15 protein-coding genes are annotated in these 15746 nt (G+C 42.9%); 7 read left to right on the top strand and 8 right to left on the bottom strand.

Annotated elements, in window-relative coordinates:
- Positions 1–94 precede the first annotated feature (94 nt).
- The 3 genes from L4D12_RS13015 to L4D12_RS13005 all read left to right on the top strand — a co-directional run bounded on the left by L4D12_RS13015 (position 95) and on the right by L4D12_RS13005 (position 3878).
- Positions 95–1354, top strand: coding sequence for a DUF3137 domain-containing protein (locus L4D12_RS13015; protein ID WP_428448277.1), 1260 nt, complete (start codon positions 95–97; stop codon positions 1352–1354).
- A 28-nt stretch (positions 1355–1382) separates the two neighbouring features.
- Entirely contained in the window at positions 1383–1952 is a 570-nt protein-coding gene (locus L4D12_RS13010; RefSeq protein ID WP_428448276.1) for a LemA family protein, read from the top strand.
- Positions 1953–2525: 573 nt separating this feature from the next.
- The gene (locus tag L4D12_RS13005; RefSeq protein WP_428448275.1) at positions 2526–3878 is read left to right on the top strand and encodes an endonuclease/exonuclease/phosphatase family protein; all 1353 of its coding nucleotides are present in this window, start codon (positions 2526–2528) and stop codon (positions 3876–3878) included.
- A gap of 160 nt (positions 3879–4038) precedes the next feature.
- On the opposite strand, the gene L4D12_RS13000 is transcribed toward L4D12_RS13005, so the two are convergent.
- The 6 genes from L4D12_RS13000 to L4D12_RS12975 form a co-directional block, all read right to left on the bottom strand.
- Positions 4039–4878, bottom strand: a complete 840-nt coding sequence (locus L4D12_RS13000) for a hypothetical protein (protein WP_428448274.1) — start codon at positions 4876–4878, stop codon at positions 4039–4041.
- 70 nt (positions 4879–4948) lie between these two features.
- Positions 4949–5257, bottom strand: coding sequence for a YceK/YidQ family lipoprotein (locus L4D12_RS12995; RefSeq protein ID WP_428448273.1), 309 nt, complete (start codon positions 5255–5257; stop codon positions 4949–4951).
- A 118-nt stretch (positions 5258–5375) separates the two neighbouring features.
- Positions 5376–5963: a type 2 periplasmic-binding domain-containing protein gene (locus L4D12_RS12990; protein ID WP_428448272.1), complete on the bottom strand. Its 588-nt coding sequence runs from the start codon at positions 5961–5963 to the stop codon at positions 5376–5378.
- Positions 5964–6208: 245 nt separating this feature from the next.
- Positions 6209–6511 (bottom strand): type II toxin-antitoxin system RelE/ParE family toxin, encoded by a 303-nt coding sequence (locus tag L4D12_RS12985; protein WP_428448271.1) that lies wholly within the window; start codon positions 6509–6511, stop codon positions 6209–6211.
- Positions 6499–6756 carry a type II toxin-antitoxin system Phd/YefM family antitoxin gene (locus tag L4D12_RS12980; RefSeq protein ID WP_428448270.1) on the bottom strand — a complete coding sequence of 86 codons (258 nt, stop codon included), beginning with the start codon at positions 6754–6756 and terminating at the stop codon, positions 6499–6501. The genes L4D12_RS12985 and L4D12_RS12980 overlap by 13 nt, the downstream gene beginning before the upstream one ends.
- A 215-nt stretch (positions 6757–6971) precedes the next feature.
- Positions 6972–7268: a hypothetical protein gene (locus tag L4D12_RS12975; RefSeq protein ID WP_428448269.1), complete on the bottom strand. Its 297-nt coding sequence runs from the start codon at positions 7266–7268 to the stop codon at positions 6972–6974.
- A gap of 228 nt (positions 7269–7496) precedes the next feature.
- Between L4D12_RS12975 and L4D12_RS12970 the strand changes: the two genes are divergently transcribed.
- From L4D12_RS12970 to L4D12_RS12955, 4 genes are all read left to right on the top strand, one after another.
- The gene (locus L4D12_RS12970) at positions 7497–7694 is read left to right on the top strand and encodes a hypothetical protein (RefSeq protein WP_428448268.1); all 198 of its coding nucleotides are present in this window, start codon (positions 7497–7499) and stop codon (positions 7692–7694) included.
- Between the two features lie 248 nt (positions 7695–7942).
- Complete coding sequence (locus L4D12_RS12965) at positions 7943–8653, top strand: pesticin C-terminus-like muramidase (protein ID WP_428448267.1); 711 nt, start codon at positions 7943–7945, stop codon at positions 8651–8653.
- The gene (locus L4D12_RS12960; RefSeq protein ID WP_428448266.1) at positions 8650–9024 is read left to right on the top strand and encodes a hypothetical protein; all 375 of its coding nucleotides are present in this window, start codon (positions 8650–8652) and stop codon (positions 9022–9024) included. The genes L4D12_RS12965 and L4D12_RS12960 overlap by 4 nt, the downstream gene beginning before the upstream one ends.
- Before the next feature lie 252 nt (positions 9025–9276).
- Positions 9277–9663, top strand: a complete 387-nt coding sequence (locus L4D12_RS12955) for a hypothetical protein (RefSeq protein ID WP_428448265.1) — start codon at positions 9277–9279, stop codon at positions 9661–9663.
- A gap of 233 nt (positions 9664–9896) precedes the next feature.
- Here L4D12_RS12955 and L4D12_RS12950 read toward each other — a convergent pair whose 3' ends face one another.
- Together L4D12_RS12950 and L4D12_RS12945 are read right to left on the bottom strand one after the other, a co-directional pair.
- A complete protein-coding gene (locus tag L4D12_RS12950; RefSeq protein ID WP_428448264.1) occupies positions 9897–12767 on the bottom strand; it encodes a BRCT domain-containing protein in 2871 nt (956 codons plus the stop codon).
- A gap of 79 nt (positions 12768–12846) precedes the next feature.
- Complete coding sequence (locus tag L4D12_RS12945) at positions 12847–15729, bottom strand: BRCT domain-containing protein (RefSeq protein ID WP_428448263.1); 2883 nt, start codon at positions 15727–15729, stop codon at positions 12847–12849.
- Between the last annotated feature and the right edge of the window lie 17 nt (positions 15730–15746).

Raw genomic sequence — 15746 nt, 5'->3', positions numbered from 1 at the left:
TAGCCTAAGTGACTGTATGTTATGTTGACTTTAGGTATAATTCCCGCCTTGTTTTAGCCTTCTAGGGCTGTAGTGACAAAAGAAAGGAAATTTCATGCATCGCAATCGTATTGTCGCGAAAAATATAGAACAGCTGACTCATGCTGTTAATGCTGCGACCACTCAGGATGATTTATTAGCAGTCATTACGCAAGTTGAACACCATCCTGGTCCGCTGGATTATCGTGATCCTATCATGCATATTATTAAATGGTTGATGGTCACATCTTGTGTTCTAATTCTATTTTTAGCGTTTATTCATAATGATTACGAATGGGCTGAGCTAGTCGTCACATACCTTGTCCGCGGCTCCTGTTTTTGGTTGCCGGTTGTATTGGGCACCGTTTTAATGAACTATTTTTACGAGAAAGGTAAATACCCTATACCGACTGGGCTGAATGTGCTGATACTTATAGCTGCGATGGTTGCGGTTGCAAAATATGCTCCTGATTGGCCTGAGGTGTATTGGGATGGCGTGTATGGCTTTGGTTACCTGCTCAGTGTGGGAAAGATTGACTCCGCAGAATTCACATTCATGATGATACTCGTTAGTGTGACGTTCGGTCTTTGGATGTGGTTATCCTTCCGAACTCATTGGCGTAATGATTTGTCGGACCGGATATTTTTACTGGATGCATTGTTTAATAACAATATCAAAGAGGTCAAGTTTTCCTCTCGGGATAAAATTAACGTATTGAAGCAACACTTTCGCGAATTCGTACGGGGTAGTGGCTCACAAGATATGTTGCAGCTTTGTGAGGGAGAGTACCAAGGCGAAGAGCATCAATTCACCTATCGTCTTTTTCATTTCAATTACTATATTACAAAGAACAAGACGGTGTCTGATGGTAAGGGTGGGTATGAAACCAAGACAGAGCATGAGTATCATGACCGATATGGTATTTTGTTAGATTTCCCCTACGCATCGGATGTATGTATAGATTCAACTAAAAAGTTGAAACAAGATGGCATTAAGTATCTGACGGAATCAACGGAATTTAATGACAGCTATAATGTCCAGACTGGCGATGAACTCTCTACTGCTCGGTTCCTTAACCCCGCTATAGTTATAAAACTGTTGGATGTCAATAATCGTTTTTTTGAGCCGACTGTGGAAATCAGTCGCGATGGACGATTGTGTATTTCTTCCGAAAGTAAATTAATCTCTGCAAAGCGTAAGCATGGTTTGGCTGACCCTACCGCTTTTCATACAGAAATTGCGGGCCATACAGAATTAGTCAAGTTGAAGGAGATTCTGGACGTTGCCCACGATTTAATGCGTTTATGTGATAACAATTTCAAAACTAGCCTTTAAGCTGAAAATTTTATAATAAGGAAACACAATGGATATGTCTGGCATGTTACTGCTAATCTTCGTTATCGCTGTCGGGTGGTATTTTGTCACGCAATACAACGCCATTATCGGTAAATACAATGCTGTCGATCGTGCTTGGGCTTCGGTGTTGAACCAAGAGCGTCAAAAAAATAAAATTATCCCGATTGTTGAAGAATTAGTTGAGCAATATAAGCTGCATGAGTCTGGCGTTCTGATTAAAGTCACAGAACTACGTAGTGCGATAGCCGAAATGAATGCGGGGGTTAATACAGAACTGTTGGCCGCCGCAGAGCAGCATACTCGTGAACTCCTAGACGGCTTAAAGCTAACAGTAGAAGCTTACCCAGAATTAAAGGCTTCGGATCTGTATCTTAAGTTGATGGCTGAGATAAGCGAACAGCAGGAACAAATTGGTGCTGCGATTCGTATTTTCAATGGCAATGTAGAAGCGTTTAATAACGCAATTGAAATGTTCCCGGGTTCATTGGTCAATAGCATGCTGCTTGATAAGAAGAAAGTTAACAGTTTCACTGATAGTGAAGCCCAAGCAGGTTTTGAATATAAACCGAACTTGTAATTCAAACGATAAAAAACGGGCGAAAGCCCGTTTTTTACATCTGAGGTGTCGCAGATCATGCTCGATCTTATACCCATACGATAAAGATCACATCCCCGTCAAAATTAATCGAATTTAAACATTAAAATTTGGAATAAAAATCAGCCCAAAGGTACACGATTACAGTTGAAACGCTGTATACCCAAGCTACCTCAAGATGCAGGATTCAGAGTGAGCTCAGCACGCTCAATTCAAGGAAAATTAGCGCTGGAATGGCTATTCCCTTTCGAGCTAATTTGACACCGAAGTGGGTGTGCTGACTCACTCCCAAAGGGCGAGTTTTATTGGTTTTTACTCTGCGTTGCAGATTTTTAACGTAGAGCGACTATGTTTACAAATCTACGCCTTGATTAAAAACCAATACATTCTCGCTGAAACGAGCATCTTGAGGTAACTTGGGTATAGTTGTTACAAGAATCACATATACATGGGTAACTAATGAAATGAACATCTCCTCTCTGTGACTGTAATCACTGTGGTGCGGGATTAACTCTAATAGTATTGAGCAATTACTCTAAATGGTAAGCCATGCTTATGAATACTTTTACCACCCCTCTAGCTTTAATTATCAGTGCTGCTCTTCTGGCTGGTTGTAGTAATAAAGGAACTGAACAGGTTCCTGTACAGCCAACAGAGGTGAAAATTGCGACGTATAATCTTTCATTTGACCGCAATACATTTGCAGACCTTGTCGCTGAAATGCAAATTTTGCCAGCGAAACAACAAGAACTCGTCACAGCATATTTAGACGGTACAATTGCTGAAGATGACAAAACGACTGCAGAAAAAGTGATCCAAATTCGTAATGTGGCTGCAATTATTCAGAAGAATCGCCCTAACGTTCTTATGATGGCTGAGTACAACAATGATGGTATCGGTGAAGACAAAGCGGCGCTCATTGGCTTCCAGGCAAACTATTTATCGGTAGCTCAAAGCATTGATGGTGCGGGTGGTGAAGCAAACCTTGAACCAATTCAATATCCTTACTTTGAGTCTTATAGTACAAATACAGGGTTATTTAGCGGCCTTGACCTAAATAATGACGGCAAGATTCAAGGTCCGGCAGATGCTTGGGGTTTTGGTCTTTATCACGGCCAATATGCGTTTGCGCTAATGTCACAATATGAAATTGATACTGATAATACTCGCACCTTTCAATCATTTAAGTGGAAAGATCTTGAAGGTGAGCACATTCCAACTATCACAATGTGTGACAACTCACAGGCTATACCAGCGGGTATGAGTTGTGGTGATGAATGGTATACCCCTGAAGAGTGGGAAAAAGTTCGCCTATCTTCCAAGAACCATGTCGATGCGCCAATTATTATTCCAACTAAGAGTGGTAAAGAAGTCGTTCACCTACTTATGTCTCACCCTACACCCCCCGTATTTGATACAGGCAAAAACAAAGCTCAAAATGCAGCAGAAGTTGAGTTCTGGAATCAATATATTCAAGGTAAAAGGTTTTTCTACGACGATGCAGGTCAGAATGGTGGTTTAGCTGATGGTGCCAAGTTCGTTATCATGGGTGACCAAAATCTAGATCCAGTTGCCGGTGATGGTGAGAGTGCGGTGATGAAAACACTTCATGATAACCCGTTAGTGAACCAGAAAGTAATGAATGGTGAGTTATACCCAACCAGCTACGGTGCTGCTGAATATAAAGTCGCCAATCATCCATATCCCAACCGCGTCACGTCAACATTTGGCCTTGGAGTAGACTACGCGATGCCGTCTGCAAACCTGAAGATTATTGATACAGGCGTGTATTGGGCTGCGTCGTACGAGAACGGTAGAAAGTTGTTTAACGATATTCGTATCGGTTCAGGAAACGGTAAATCAGTTTCTTCAGATCATCGCATGGTTTGGATTAAAGCGATGCTCTAAGACTTAGACGTAATCAAAGTAAATTACTCGGATTTTGTACGGGAACTAGATAAAAAGTTAATGCTACGAATGGAACAGTGACTTACTTAGGATATAAATGGCAGTACTATAAAATGTACTGCCATTTATTAGACAAAGAATTAGTGATTATCTATATCATTCACATAGGTAATGCGCGATAAATCGAGGTTTTATAGCCACGTACTTTTACCCCGCGTCGTAGCGGAATGGAGTATTTGGCCGCTGGTCGTGGGCTGTAATCAATAAATTGTGGCGTTGCATAATAGAAGACACCTTGATATTCAGCCGGCAATGTTTTTTGCTCTAACAAGTCATAGTCTACATTAAAAGGCTGTACTTTGATTTGTCCGATGTCCTCACCCAATTTATCGGCCAAGGCCTGATTGGCTCTCGACGCGCCTTCATCTTCAACCCAGTTGGCAATGAGTTTACCGCTCGCATCGTGTTTAAGCGGCATTAAAATGGTGTCTTTGGTGACAGGGACATCTTTTATGGATGCCATCTTGTCTTGTTCTTTAAATATGTAGAATGAGGAATACTGTGGCCGCTTTTCTATGTGTGGGGCGTTAAACCCATAAACAAGATGGTCACAAGTATCGCCTTGCCAGTCAGGGTTGATATCACATAATGCCCCCCAATCAGGCATGGTGATCTCAATCAAGGCGGCACCATAACCGTCAGCCTCAAAATGGCTGCCAATAATGTGATAGTCCATGGCTCGTCGACTTGCTTGCCAGCGATGATTAAAAGTCTCACTGCGTTTTCCTTCACAGAAAAGCAGAGGGAAGGGGAGTCTGTTACCCGCACCTGCCGCTTGATACATGACTTTTCGTTCGTTGTCGTCGTATTGGCAACTGCTTAAATCAGTCATCAGGGCCGTGATTTCATTGTCACTACTGTTAGGCAGCAGGCTACAACCAGAAAATAATCCCGCCGCCATCGTTAAGGTTATTACTCTGAATCTGTTTGAAACTCGCATGTTTATCATCATTCTTTATTCTTGTTTTTTTGGTATTGCGATTTACTGGAATTAAAATTAATCAACGTTCTTAAAAATTAAAGGAGCAAATACTGGTTTTATCTTTATGATCATTGGCTATAGGTAATAAATCTATCGGTAATAAAACCGTATCGGCTATTACGGAGCTTCCGATATCTATCGCAGATATCGGGATTGATAGTATAAGTAATGGCGGATACTCTTTTAAAACAAGAAAGTTGCAATTAAAGGTATTAACCAATGCATATTCTGTTCCGGCGTATGGGACACCCAGTGAGCTATTAGAAGGAAGTTTAGACGCGATTGTTGAACACCCACTAATAACAAACGTAAACAGTGTGACAAATATTACTTTCATATAATAACCATTAAATACGCTATTCTTCAAAATTCAAAAGTCCAGTAAGGTGATCTTACTGGAACGTCATATTTATTTACTCTGAATGTGATGTTATTCAAGGTCTAAGGTTCAATGATCACTGCTCTGCGCGATAGATAAACAAGGCCATATTGGTTACCGTTTTATTAATCGGCGTTTGGTTGAACTGCTGTGTTTTACCGTCCACAACCACATATTTCATGGTGCCGACTTCTTTGATGGATGACACTTTGTTGCACTTGTTTGTGAGGTTACGTTCACAGGCCCTTACCCAAGGCTCGGTTGTATAGTAAGTGACGTGCAGGGCGATTTCATTGGTTTGTTCATCTTTTGTGTGCAGGACTTCTACTTTGGCAATACCATCGACCTTGCCACTCTCAAGCATACGGTTTATTACACGTTGATATTGTTGTTGTAGCGTTGCAGAATCTTTGCTGACAAAGAGAAACGGTTCGACACCGAACTCCTCAAGCTTAAGCCCAAGATCCGTGGCAAAGGTTTTCCCTACATCATGCAAAAACGCGTTGGCTGAGGGTTGGTCTTCATAGGTCGAGTTCATACCTTCCCCCGCGACAATGAGCACGCGTTTACCTTCTGCATTGTCTATTTTGGGGTTGGCACAGCCCGCTAAAATAGCAAGTACTGATATAACCAGTAGGTTACGCAACATAATTAGTTTATTCATTGTCTACATCTCATCTTGAAGGACGGTATCGCAGGTACGATGATAATTAAAAGCGACCTAATACACTAATTCTTAAGTTAATTTATCAAGTAGCAAGCACTGAGTAATGATGACCTCAGGAACGTGGGATTATTTTCACTGAAAGACGGATGGAGCGCTGTTCATTCTCGAGGCCAAGAAGTGAACCCGAAATGTAGGTTAAGCGTTCGGAATGAACCGCCCTGTTAGCCGCTCATAACTAAAGGTTATTGCTTGTTCAATAATAACTTACGTAAATCTCTTTCGACGCGCATAATAAACAGAATAAATACTTTGTTGCCATCTTGTTTATAGAAAATACGACACGGATTAACGACAACTTCACGATAACTTAGATGTTCTAGTTCGGGTGGAATGCGACCCGATTCAGGGAAGGTTTCTAGGCGTTCAACTTTAGAGAAGATCGTTTGAACCAATTGCTTTGCAGCTACGACATTTTCAAGTGCGATGTATTCAGCGATATCATTGAGGTCAGATAGCGCTGGATCAGTCCAGATTATTTCAGCCATTTTGACATGTTGTCCTTGGCTTCATCGTGACTGACCACTTTACCGTCAGCTAATGCGCGCTCGCCTCGTGCAATGCCCTCCAGAATCGCCAAACGATTTTGCATAAACTCGTAATCGTCAACATCTACTAGATATGCCGATGGCTTACCATGTTCGGTAATCAACACGGGTTCTTTGGAATTGTGGAGATCGGCAAGGATCTTAGTTGCTTGACGTTTGAGTGATGTAACTAGTTCTACTTTCATCAGAGCTGCTCCAAAAGAATACTAAAGTGATACTATTCTATCACTTTGAGTGTGGCAAGCATCCATGATGCCGTTGTGACGTGGTATTACAAGCAAAGAACCTAACCAGAAAATGTAGGTTAGGTGTTCTGAATAAACCGCCCTGTGCAGATCCGCATGCAGGGTGGTGTGGGGCTGGAGGGTAATACCTCCGGCTACCTGATTATATCACTATCTTAATATTGCTCTGAATCTTGCTTCAGCCTTTCTTTGAGATCAGCCAAAGACAGCAACTTTACAGTCAATGGATAAGGGGTAGTCTCTGCCCTTCCTGACCAAGTAAGGTGTACTATAAAATAGCTCGAACCAGAAGCAACGAGAATGTCATCGCAATTCTCACGTTTAGCCAGAACCGTTAGCTCAACACCAAACAAATCGTGGTTCTTTCCAAGCTCCTTCAGCAATTCACTTTTAATTGCTGATCTATGACCGTCTTGGTATTCACTTATATCAGACCATGGTTCTTGATACATTAACTACTCCTACAATAAGGTGTACCACGTTGAGCCAACCAAACGCACCGAAGCCTTAATAAAACGGCCAAATGTAATGTTACCTTGATGTCTTTGTTGTGCTCGTGTTATTGACCACTGTTTACAATCTAAAACCTACATTTTCACTATTACTTTGGTGAGATTGCAAGTGTAGTCACATGATAGACTAAATTTTACTAGTATCAGACTGCGAATTAACCAAAAATTATGGCAACAAAAGAAAGCATATTCCCTGTGGGTTCGATGGCTTATGAAGCTGATATGAAAGCAAAAGCTAACCCAAGACCACAATTAAATGAACCGTCCTGCCCTTTTCCACCCAGAACATTCGCATATTGGGCCACACCAACTCCAGGAGGCTTCGGCAATTCATATGATGAAGCCTTAGCAAACTACAATAAATAACAAGCAGCATTAACAAATAATGTACCAAAAATAGAACCCTCCCAACCGCCTATGACACACACTGTTGTAGCTGGGGATTCCTTATCTCAGATAGCAAAAAGTAATGGATTAACACTTTCTGAAATCGTTGATTAAACCCGCAATATAAAGGTCGAGAACATCTAATTAATGTTGGTGATGTCATTGTTGTAGCACCTGAGAAAAAAACTTCGGTACAAACACAAATTGAAAACACTGATGATGACGAAATGAATGAAAAATGGTTGAATGTACCAAAAGGACAATTAACATTTAGCTCAGAAGGTGATGATATTGTCGCTAGTCCTTACTTCACACGCATTCCACATATCCCACACAATGACGGCGTTGTCATTGGTGAGTCTGGCATCACCTTTGGTAGAGGCTTAGACATCGGAAAGCGTACACCTGATGAAATAACGCAATTATTTGCAAATGTTGCTAAGCACTGTAATCCGATTTCTGACAGCTTGCTCAAATGGCTTCAAGACGGTGCGGGAAAAACTCAGCAAGCGGCTTATGAACACTACAAACTACTCAACACTATGGTTGCTAAAATTGAACAAGAGCTTACACGGAAACAGCAACATTTTTTGTTTTTGGAGATTTACCCTTGGTACGAAAAAGAAACAGAAAGACTTGTTACTAAAGCCGATGTCCGCGCTGCCTATGATAAGGAACATATTATAAGATGGGAAAAACTCTCAAAAAATATTAAGGATGTGTTGGTTGACTTAACTTACCGAGGCGATAACGCTGGTAGCGATGATCCTAAAGGTAGTACTCGAGCTTGGTTCATACCTGCCTTATTCAACGATATTAAACAAGGACTAACTGGACCACTATCGGAATTTTTTCGAATTATGGATGATGAAGCTTGGTATTACAAATATGGCGTTGATAAAAATCGTTTAAACAATCGCAGAAACCACTTACTATGAATAAATTATTCTTCATAATTGCAGTAATTTCCAGTTCAGTTTGCGCAGAAGTAATTGAGGATTATAGATTCTATCAAACCGATTACATTCCAGCAGCAAACAAGGAAAGATTTGCTGCATATATACTCAAAAGCGACCCTTGTATAATTGTAAAAATGATTAATTCTGGAGAAAAAACAAGATACTGTAAGCTAGGAGATAATGACCTTGACTTGCAACGAGATACACCGAGCCTTTACGCTACCCAATTTGATGTTGGCGGTGGTAGTGTATACTTTACTGCTGCAGCCCCTTGGGGGGAGCAACGTTGTCGTATCGAAGTATACAGAAAAAAAATAAGTTGCAAACCAACAAATCAAAACCAACTATAATCTTAAAAGTTTCCGTGCTACCTACGATAAGGAACATGTCATAAGATGGGACAAACTTCCAGCAAATATTAAGGATGTGTTGGTTGACTTAACTTATTCAGGTGACGATCCTAAAGGCAGTATCCGTGCTTGGTTCATAATGTCTTAGTCAACGATATTAAAAATGGTTTAATCGGTACAAGCTCATTTTTTTATAAAGTGGTGAAAGACAAAACTTGGCTAAAAAGGGGGAGACTTGAATAGGTTTGAAAAATGTTGGGGGCATCTACTATGAGACGACTCTCTTATGCAATAGCACTAATTTCATTATCCGCAATGGCAAATGTAAATACAGATTATCGTTTTTATGCAACAGACTATCGCCTTGATACTCAAAAGGAAAGATTTGTAGCATATGTGTTGAAAAGCGATCCATGCATTGCTGTCAAAATACTCAAATCAAGCGAGACAACGAGGTATTGCAAATTAGGTGACTCAGGCCTGGATCTAGAAATAAATGCGCCAACAGTGTATGCAGGTCGCATTAATATAGTAGCCGGTAGTGTTAACTTTATCGCAGCAGCGCCTTGGAATGAACAAGAGTGTGATATTGATATCTATAATAAAACAATTGATTGCACCCCAACTGGCCGCAATTAATTCTTAAACACTGCTCCATAGTTTGGGCTATTTTGCTCTGAGCACATAACAGTGTATTAAACAGCATTCTTCCTTTTCCAGCTAAATACACAAAAAACCGTATAACATTTTCTTTTTAAACTATTTTGAATCAATTATTTATGTCACTTCGTGAGGGAAGGCGCTGCAGGGGGAAAGAACGGGCCATTGGCCCGTTCTTCATGGTGTCGCGTTATATGTGCAAAGGCACTGGTTTATGCGTCTTCTAAAATCTCACAATCAGGGAAGGCATCGAGGAATGTTTGTGAGGCACGAATAGGCTCATAGCCATGCTGCTGATCATAACCGTGGCGATATAAAGGCTCACTGGCACTGCGAAGATCGAGTCGCTTGAGGTTTTTGAGCTTAAACAGCACCGCAGGGAACTCGGTGAAATGGTTGTAAGAGAGATCCAACTCTTCAAGTTGGCTCAGCTGACTCAATTTCGCTGGCAGTTTAGACAAGTGGTTAAACTGCAAATTTAGCTTAGTAACATCGACATAGTGTTCAATGTTGGCGGGTAGATCGGCCAAGAAGCAGTTATGCATGTCGAGTTCAGTGATTTTACGTGTTGCAGGTAACTCAACAGGCAAACGCGTTTTGGCGCTATCAAGTTCATGGCTGTTCTGCATGAAAATCTCTGGCGAAGCGTGGCAGTCAGTCAGGCGTTCTTCATCAGCCCCTTCAAGCATGCGCGCAAACCCGCAGCCTTTATGCCAGTTTAGGCATTCACCTTCAATGAGCTCTGCAATAATAGCCTGACGCTGGGCGCACTCTTCTTTTTGCATCAAAACCCAAAGTAAACCTTCACCAAAACGGTCGAAATAGGCTTTAGCAAAGTGAATGGTTAACTCGCGTCCCCAACGCTTAGGTAACCCCTTCAGCTTTTTATACATCGGGCCTTCACCGGTAGGTTTATTTTGCCAGTCTTCACCGCGAAGATTATCTTCAAAGAAGATTCGGTCTTGTACCGCGACTTGAAAGATCTCATCGCCATAACCCGCCAGTAGCTTTTGTATCTCTTTTCGCAAGCCTTTGTCGCTGGTGGTTTTTAAAATAAAGAACAGTGGCATGACGAGCGTTTCGGTCACGCCGCCTTGCCGTAACATTTGTACCGCAACCTGATGGCTGGAGGCATCCGGCGAGTTAAGCATGGCGAGCACGTTGTCGACCATTGGTACGTTGTTTTGTACTTGTAAAAATTGTGGCGTGGCCTGATCGAACCATTGTTTGAGTGCGGTATCATCAATGAGCTGGTGATCTGCGCTTAACGCCACTGTGTTTTTAGGGTTCGCAGCGAGCAATACGTGGGTTACTTTCTCGGTTAGCGTTTTGCTGATGGTGAAACCAAGCTCTTCGGCTTTGGCATTTAGCTCTGTTGCGCTAAAAGCACTTTTGCCATTAATGAAGAGTACAGTGTCAGTCCCAAGAGGGTGTTGTGTAACCGCATCCTCGGCTTTTTGACGTAGCCAATTGATGATATGTGCTTTAAACGGGGTGTATTTTGCTTCCATAAAGGCTAAGTGGAAGCGATCACCTAAGACCGTAGGATCGACAGGCAGATCATTCGGTTTATTGGCACTGAGCAATATACGCCAGCAGTGACGTTTTTCATCATCCGTTAATGGTGCCAGCTGTACGATGCGTAATTGTTTTGTTAACTGAGCGGCGCGGGCTTCGCTTCCGTCAATGTTGATCTCGCAGTTAACCTGTTCTGGTAAGCACGCTAAGTGTTCAGCATTATTCAATAGGCTGTGCTTATTATGGACTTCCAGCTTGAATGTAGTCAGGGCAGGAGCTGAACTAAGGTCATCCAGTTTTGGTAGCGTTAACTCAGGGTAGCGATACTTTTCTAAGCGAAGACTGATCGTAGAAAGAGCGGTCATCGCGCTGAGGCAGCCGAGTTCGCTCAGTTCTGGGGCGGTTAACGTAAGTTCACTCAGCGTATTGAGTTGGCGTATCACTGAAGGGAGTTGCTGATCAGTAAGGTGGTCTAGATCCAACGTGGTTAATTGGGGTAACGTAGCCAGAACGTTAGCATCACCGAACGCGCCACACTGGCTGATGTATAACGAGGCCAGTTCAGTCGTGTGCGCTAGCCAGTCAAGTTCTGCCATGGGTAAACCACGGATTAAAGCTTGAGTGAGTGCGGGTAACCGTAGTGGCCCTTGTACACTTAACTGACGCCCATCTATGTCTATATACTGTAACTTCGTTTGTTTGCTTAATAGGTTGTCAAGTCGAACGGGGGAGTCCAGCAGTGATAACTGGAGCGATTCAATCACTTTAATATTTGCCAGTAAATCGTCAGGTAGCGGAGACGATTGTCGGGTCTGAATACAGAGCCAGTTTATGTTATCGGCGTGGCCTAGTGCATTGGGCATGAAATGAACATTCTTGCCTTCAATGTACACTCTGTCCGCCAGGGTACCTGCGCAAAACAGGGGACCGTGCAGATAAACTTCATTACTTAATGATAATTCGACAGTTTTGATCGCGCTTGGCAGCATCAATGCTGACAGCGTCATTGGGCCGCTTGGCTCATCGCTATGTGTCGTACCACTATGTAGGGTGATGTCGGTGAGTGATATTGCTCGTGTTAAATCAATGCCAACCTCTTGCACATTGGTTAACCTTAAGTTGCATTCCTGCAATATCGGACTTTCAATGCAAAGTAAGCCGCTTTGGTGGCCTTGATATTCGAGTTGCAATGCTTCTAGATGCGGTAGCTTGCCTATGACGGTGAGTGTCTCTGGTGATCTTGTTTCCGCATAAGCAATCTTCTGTAATTGCTGCATCGCGGGGAGGGACGCAGCCGTTAGCTGTAATTGGCTACCACTACACTCTAAACGCGTCAATGCCTTGAAATGGCGAAATAGTTCATCGTCTAATGGTCGCGGTATTTTGTTTATAGTGCGTCTTCTGCGGGCAAAGGCAATTTCTAGTCGTGTCACATTGGGGAAAGCTTGTGCTATCTGCGCCCAACTTGGATGTGGTTCAATGCACTCGTATTCAAGGTGAGTGACTTCAGGGTGTACGGAATCAAGCTGTTCGAGTGAATCAAACGATAAATTGGCAAAGTTCATTGGATCGTTCCTAGTATGCCTTAAGCCGTATATATTAAGGCGACTTAAGGCATGATGATTTAATCAGTTTTTTCTTTTTTTAGATGGTGTCGATGGCGTCTTCTAAAATCTCACAGTTAGGGAAGGCATCACGGAATGTTTGTGGCGCACGAATTGGCTTATAGCCATGCTGCTGACTATAACCGTGAGACAGTGGTCTACTTGCACGACGGAGATCCAATCGTTTCAGTTTTTTCAGCTTAAACAGCACCGCAGGAAAATCTTCAAAATGGTTATATGACAGATCCAGCGCTTCAAGCTGACTCAGTTTACTCATTTTCGCTGGCAGCTTAGATAGATGGTTAAAGTGCAAATTGATCGTAGTGACATCCACATAATGCTCAATATTTGCAGGCAGCTCACCTAAATAGCAATTATGCATATCCAATTCAGTTATTTTACTTGTCGCAGGTAGCTGTGCGGGCAGGCGTGTTTTTGGCGATCCCAATTCATATTGGTATTGCATATAAATTTCTGGATAACGCTGGCAGTTAGTTAGACGCTCTTCATCAGCCCCTTCCAGTACACGTGTAAAGCCACAGCCTTTGTGCCAGTTTAGGCATTCGCCTTCAATAAATTCTGCAATAATGGCCTGACGCTGTGTACATTCCTCTTTCTGACCCAATATCCAGAGTAAACCTTCACCAAATCGGTCGAAATAGGCTTTAGCAAACGTGATAGTCAACTCGCGACCCCAGCGCTTCGGTAGCCCTTTGAGTTTTTGGTACATTGGGCCTTCACCGGTCGGTGTGTTTTCCCAATCTACACCGCGAAGATTATCTTCAAAGAAGATCCGATCTTGTACTGCCACTTGGAAATGTTCATCGCCGTAGCCTGCTAACAGTTTTTTTATCTCTTTACGCAGGTTTTTGTCACTGGTGGTTTTCAGAATAAGGAACAGCGGAATGAACAGATCTTCAGTGACTCCGCCTTGCTGCAACATCTGAGCCGCGACGTGATGGCTGGTAACATCGGGTGAATCCAACATCGCAAGTACGCCCTCAATCATGGCTTCACTGCCTTGAGTTTGCAAAAATTGCGGGGCAGCTTGCTCGAACCACTGTTTGAGTGCGGTGTCATCAATGAACAGATAGTTAGCCATTAATGCGGCAGTATTTTTAGGGTTGGCACCTAACACCACATGAGTGACGTTGTCAGTTAATTTTTTGCTAATGGTGAAACCAAGCTCGTCGGCTTTGGCTTTGAGTTCTGTAGCGGTGAATGGAATTTTTCCGTTCACAAACAACACGCTGTCAGCGCCCAGTGGACGTTGTTCTACTGCTGAAATCGCTTTTTGACGTAACCAGTTAATGGCATAGGCTTTAAATGGGGTGTATTTGGCTTCCATGAAAGTCAGATAGAATCGATCCCCTAACACAGCAGTGTCAGTGGGAAGATCTTTCGGTTTTGGCGCCCCTAGCAATACCTGCCAGCAGTGGCATTTTTCGTCATCGGTTAATGGTGAGCGCTGTAATATGCTTAGCTGTTTGGTTAATTGTGTCGCACGGGCCTCTCGGTTTGGAATACTGATCTTGCAGTCAACTTGCTCAGACAGCGTCGCCAAACTTGCGGCATTATCCCAGCGGTTATATTTTTCTGATACTTCTAGCATGAATGAATGTAGTGCAGGCGCAGTGTGAAGATCATCCAGTTTAGGTAGCTCCATGATGGGGTATTGATCGTCTTCTACGTATATTTTCACTTCGCAGAGTTGGCTCATTGCATCTAGGTTACCGAACTCTTGTAGTGTAGGGATGTATAAGGTGAGTTTCGTCAGGTTGTTATGTTGACGTACCGACAATGGCAGTGCTTGCGCATTAAATTGGCCCAGTTTTAGTTCCGACAGTTGAGGCAGCTGGCTCAGAATGTCGGCGTCACCCAGCTCACCGCAATTCTGGATTGTTAATGACGTCAGCGCTGTTGAATGTACCAGCCAATTAAGATCAGCAGTAGATAAGCCACTAATAGAAGCGCTAGTCAGCGCGGGTAATACAATAGGGCCTTGAATGCTCAATCGCTCACCGGAGAGATGTAAATCTTGTACCGCTGTTTGGTTGCTTAACAGGGCATCCAGACGCGCAGGGGTCTCATATGGTAACAGCCAAAGTGAATCTATGGTGTTGATGTTTGTTAATAAATCGTCAGGCAGTGATGGTGCTTGGCGTGTACGAAAATATAACCAATCAATTTTGTCGGCATGGCCAAGCGCTTCAGGTGCGAAATGGATGTTGTCGCACTCAATATGTACCTCTTTAGCCTGTGTGCCTGCACTAAATACAGGTCCGTTCAGATAGGTCTCATTGCTGAATACAAGTTTCACCGTTTGAACAGAATGTGGCAACATCAGTGGTGACAGCGTTAATGGGACGTTAGGTTCATCATCATAACCTGGCATACCACTAATGATATCAACGTCTGTGAGTGATACAGAGCGGGTCAAGTCAATGCCTACCTGACGCGCATCTTCGAGCTTGATTCTACATTGCTCTAATTGGATGCTTTCGACGCATAAAAACCCCGGCGCATGCCCCTCATAGGTGAGATTTAATTTGCGCAGTGCTGGCAGTTTGCCGATGGCAGTCAGCGTCTCTGGGGAACCGGTTATTGCATGCTTAATGGTGTGTAACTGTTGCATGGAGGCAATTGCGGCACTGGTAAATTGTAAAGAGTATTTGTTGCCTTCAATACTTTCCAGTTTGTTGAAATGAGTAAACAGTTCATCATCCAGTTTTAACTGTGGTGTAGCATCGCTGTCTCTATGGTGTTTATAACCGAAATCCAAGTGCGTTAGATTGGGCAATGAATATGCGAGTTGTGCCCAGGTTGGGTGCTTGTGTGTGCAACAGTATTCAAGAGACGTCACCTCGGGATATTGGTTTTCTAATTTATCAAGTGCGTCATCGGTTAATTTAGCATGGCTCATTGGCTCGTTCCTTTTAG

This window comes from Photobacterium nomapromontoriensis, from assembly GCF_050336815.1.
Taxonomy (GTDB): domain Bacteria; phylum Pseudomonadota; class Gammaproteobacteria; order Enterobacterales; family Vibrionaceae; genus Photobacterium; species Photobacterium nomapromontoriensis.
The sequence above is the reverse complement of the archived record's forward strand: the minus strand, read 5'-3'. Positions and strand labels throughout refer to the sequence as shown.